Source organism: Lactobacillus nasalidis (assembly GCF_016587775.1).
GTDB lineage: Bacteria > Bacillota > Bacilli > Lactobacillales > Lactobacillaceae > Lactobacillus > Lactobacillus nasalidis.
The window spans coordinates 1-3975 of sequence record NZ_BOCG01000562.1; the positions used below are offsets into that span (position 1 = coordinate 1).

The 3975-nt window shown below is 48.1% G+C and carries 4 protein-coding genes and 1 tRNA gene; all 5 read right to left on the minus strand.

Going from position 1 to position 3975, the window contains the following annotated elements; all coding sequences use genetic code 11:
- Window positions 1–44: 44 nt before the first annotated feature.
- Complete coding sequence (locus tag lacNas_RS10795) at window positions 45–413, minus strand: DUF956 family protein (protein ID WP_201330622.1); 369 nt, start codon at window positions 411–413, stop codon at window positions 45–47.
- Between the two features lie 9 nt (window positions 414–422).
- Complete coding sequence (locus tag lacNas_RS10800) at window positions 423–1337, minus strand: PTS system mannose/fructose/sorbose family transporter subunit IID (protein WP_201330623.1); 915 nt, start codon at window positions 1335–1337, stop codon at window positions 423–425.
- Between the two features lie 28 nt (window positions 1338–1365).
- Entirely contained in the window at window positions 1366–2178 is an 813-nt protein-coding gene (locus lacNas_RS10805; protein ID WP_201330624.1) for a PTS mannose/fructose/sorbose transporter subunit IIC, read from the minus strand.
- Window positions 2179–2196: 18 nt separating this feature from the next.
- Window positions 2197–3198 (minus strand): PTS sugar transporter subunit IIB, encoded by a 1002-nt coding sequence (locus lacNas_RS10810; protein WP_201330625.1) that lies wholly within the window; start codon window positions 3196–3198, stop codon window positions 2197–2199.
- Between the two features lie 269 nt (window positions 3199–3467).
- Window positions 3468–3555: transfer RNA gene (locus lacNas_RS10815), tRNA-Ser, on the minus strand.
- Window positions 3556–3975 lie beyond the last annotated feature (420 nt).

Below are 3975 nucleotides of genomic sequence, written 5' to 3' on the forward strand. Positions count from 1 at the left end.
CCAAAAAAATAAGCCTGGATCAAAATCCAGACTTATCTTCCATTCTATTTCTTTTTGCGAGTAAAGAAGAGTTTAATCGTGCCCCAAACTCCCAAAGCCTGCCGCATGTGGTCGGCCGGGACGTACTTGCGGATAGCCCGCAGAGTTCTCTTTGGATCCTTAGTGATGAAGATGAACTTGCCATCTTTCTTGGTCCGAATTTCAAAGCGGGGAATGTACTTCCCTTTGAAATGGACATCGGCCACCACATAAGTCACCTGATCCCAAGGAATCTGAATGTAGTCTTCAACATTCTTCTCATTATAGAATTCAAAAGCTTCATCGCCGATCATGACTTTGCCATAGGTAGACATGGCCCGGAACCAAGTTCCTTGTACAGCCAGATCAACGGTTTTATTCATTGATTGAGCCATTTGTTAATCTTACATCAAGCCCCATACGTGGAAGAGGATACCAACAACGAAGATCCCCAAGATGATGATGATTGGAGAAACTTTCTTCTTCAAGAGCCACATGCAGAGGAAGGTCAGCAGCAGACCTGCCAAACCTGGGATCAGCATGTTCAAGTTGTCTTGCAGAGTAGTAACCTTGGTCTTACTCAAGGACAGACCAGCTGCTTGTTGGGTCAAAGCTTGCTTGATACCAGCAGCGCCGCTTGGCAGCTTGGACCAGTCGATGTAGCCACCCTTTTGGATTGGCACTTCAGAAACCTTCAGAGTGAAGGTGATGCTTACCCAACGTTCGATCAAGGCACCCAGGACGAACATACCCATCATGGCAGCCCCACGGGTAACCTTCTTCAGCAAACCGCCTGAAAGGTCGGCGCTGATAGCGGCACCAGCCTTGTAACCCAATTCTTGAGTGTACCACAAGAAGGCGATACGGATCAGGTTCCAAAGAACAAAGAAGAGGATTGGCCCGATAATGTTGCCGTTGATGGCCATTGAGGCACCAAGGGCACCAAGGATTGGACGAACAGTGTACCAGAAGACTGGGTCACCAACACCGGCCAAAGGCCCCATCATACCAACCTTAACACCTTGGATGGCTTCGTCGTCAACATCAACGCCATTGGCCTTGTCTTCTTCCAGGGCCAGGGTAACACCGATGATTGGTGAAGCCAAGTAAGGGTGAGTGTTAAAGAAGACCAGGTGACGTTGCAGAGCAGCAGCCATGTCTTCCTTGTTTGGGTACAGCTTTCTTAAAGCTGGGATCATACTGTAGACCCAACCACCGTTCTGCATTCTTTCGTAGTTCCATGAACCTTGCAGAAGTTGTGAGTGCCACATAACGTCCCAACGATCACGCTTTGATAAAGTTACTTTCTTTTCAGTCATGATTTATCTCTCCTTTCTGGCTTGATTTCTAATAGTCATCAATGATGTCGCCCAGCGGGTCACCAGTACCAGCTGCAGCAGCATCGCCAGAACCCTTGCTTACCTTGTCTTCCAAAGCAAGGTACATCAGGGCCAGGGACAAACCAATCGCACCCAAGGCGATCAAAGTCAAGTCTTGTACGCCGGCCAAAGCAAAACCAATGGCGAAGAATGGCCATACTTCACGGCTGGCCATCATGTTGATAACCATAGCGTAACCTACGGCAACAACCATACCACCACCGATGGTCATACCATCTGACAGCCATGACGGCATAGCAGCCAGGGCGCTTCTAACAGTTGAAGTAGGGATAGCCAGCAGGCAGGCTGATGGAATGGCGATACGCAGACCCTGCAAGCAGACAGCGATCCATTGCCATACGTTGATCATGCGCCAGTTGCCTTCTTCAGCGTGCTTGTCCATGATGTGGACAATGGCAGTTGAGATGGTCCGGACCAACATGGTCAAGAACAAGCCGGCAACGGCCAAAGTAATGGCCAAACCGGTAGCAGTACCGATACCCTTAGTGCCTTGACCACCCTTGATCAGGATGATGGCTGAGGCAACGGCTGCCAAAGCGGCGTCAGGCGCAACGGCAGCACCGATGTTGGCCCAACCCAAAGCGATCATTTGCAAAGAACCGCCGAGCATAATACCCAGGGTAAGATTGCCAGTAACTAAACCGATTAAAGTACATGCAACCAATGGTTGGTGGAATTCCCATTCATCCAGGATACCTTCCATCCCGGCCAGGAAAGCTACCACAATCACCAGGATGATTTGAATAGCATTTAAGTCCATTTTTTACTCCTTTTCCCACTACTTTTGTTCATCAAGCAGGCTTTGTGCCTTCTTCAGAATTGAATCCATGTTTTCTGGGTTATCTGAAGGAACCTTGCGGACATCGAACTTGATGCCCATCTTTTCGAGTTCACGGAAAGTGTCGACGTCAGTCTGGTCCATTGACAAAACAGTGTTGGCGTTAACCTTGCCCTTGCTGTATGACATGGAGCCGACGTTCAAAGTCTTGATATCTACGCCGTTCTTGATCGTTTGCAAAGCATCTTCTGGGTTTTCAAACAACAAGAAGGCATGAGTAGTACCAAAACGCGGGTCCTCAGAAATTTCCTTCATCTTCTTCAGCGGAACGGTGTGTGCTACCGTGCCGGCTGGAGCAGCTTCACGAATCATGCTCTTGCGCAGGTCGTCCTTGGCAACCTTGTCAGAAACCACGATAACCCGGTCCGGGTGCAGTGATGGAATCCAACCAGTTGCAACTTGCCCGTGCAACAGACGTGAGTCAATTCTGGCACCAACGATCTTGATGTGACCGTCGCCCAAAACAGTCCCTTCTGGGATTGCTTCCTTAGGTGCGCCAGCTGCTGCAGGTGCGGCTGCGGCCTTTTCTTCTGCTGGCATTAAGCTTTCAGGCTTGGTCTTGATACCATCCTTGGCTGGCTTAATGATCGCAGTAGCGATTTCTTGCGCGGTAGCCTTGTCATTGATCATTCTTTGGGTCAAGGCTTCAACTACCATCGGCAAGTTCAAACCAGAAACGATTGCCCACTTGTCGTGACCATCGAGCAAACCGTTTGCTTGGTTGAAAGGCGTGCCACCCCACAGGTCAACCAGGAACAAAACTTCTTCCTGGTCTGCAAAAGAAGCAATCGCTTCATTCATCTTACCCTTGATATCATCTGGGCCTTCAGAAGGCTTCAGAATGACATGGGCAAAATTGTCTTGTGGGCCAAAGAGCATTTGTGCGGATTCGGCAATGCCGTCCGCAAAACCGCCATGGCTAGCTAAAACAATTCCTACCATGATATTTCCTCCTCAAAAACTTCGGTACATTCCTATTATACAATAAAAAGCGCTTACGTAAAGCACTTTCTTGAAACCTTTTTCAGTGTTTTGGTAAATTTATCTTTTTGCCTGAAAAGCTATTGCAAAAAACAAAAAACAAGCCCAAAATTGCATTTTTTAGAAAAATACCGGCATTAAAATAAAAAAGCAAAAGGAAATATGCGCAAACAAAAAACAACGGCCAACTGGTTCAAGTTGGTCGTTGCCTTATAATTAAACAGCTTGTACGGAGTAGCAGAGATTCGAACTCTGGCGCCGGTTTCCCGACCTACACCCTTAGCAAGGGCGCCTCTTCAGCCACTTGAGTACTACTCCAAGTCATGTATGTTAATATTAGCAAACTTTTCCGGACTCGTCAAACTTTTTTGGCAGCTTCCGGCTTTTTTCTTTTTCCGGATCCGGTTGGATGAAAGTACAGCATTTCTTTCATAACCTCCAGATATCAAACCCTGATTTGATGAGAAAAAAATTAAGCAAAACCGTTGCTTAAAGCAAAAGTTAATGCTATAGTAAAAAACAAGTATTTCGAGTAATCGTTCAGTAGCGGCATGGCTCAGCGCTCAGAAAACCGGTGGTTGATGCGAACCGGACAGGCCCTGCCCGTGAATTACGCGATCAAGTTGCTCGGACGGACCAGCACCGTTAACGCTGAAACGAGTGCAGCCATGCTGCGAAGTTGGGTGGTACCGTGCCTTGCAGGCGCCCCAGCTGAGTCAAACCGACTCGGCTGGGGCT

Excerpts from the sequence above, each read along its gene's own strand:
- lacNas_RS10800 (WP_201330623.1), bottom strand. The coding sequence starts at position 1,337 with ATGACTGAAAAGAAAGTAACTTTATCAAAGCGTGATCGTTGGGACGTT.
- lacNas_RS10805 (WP_201330624.1), bottom strand. The coding sequence starts at position 2,178 with ATGGACTTAAATGCTATTCAAATCATCCTGGTGATTGTGGTAGCTTTC.
- lacNas_RS10795 (WP_201330622.1), bottom strand. The coding sequence starts at position 413 with ATGGCTCAATCAATGAATAAAACCGTTGATCTGGCTGTACAAGGAACT.
- lacNas_RS10810 (WP_201330625.1), bottom strand. The coding sequence starts at position 3,198 with ATGGTAGGAATTGTTTTAGCTAGCCATGGCGGTTTTGCGGACGGCATT.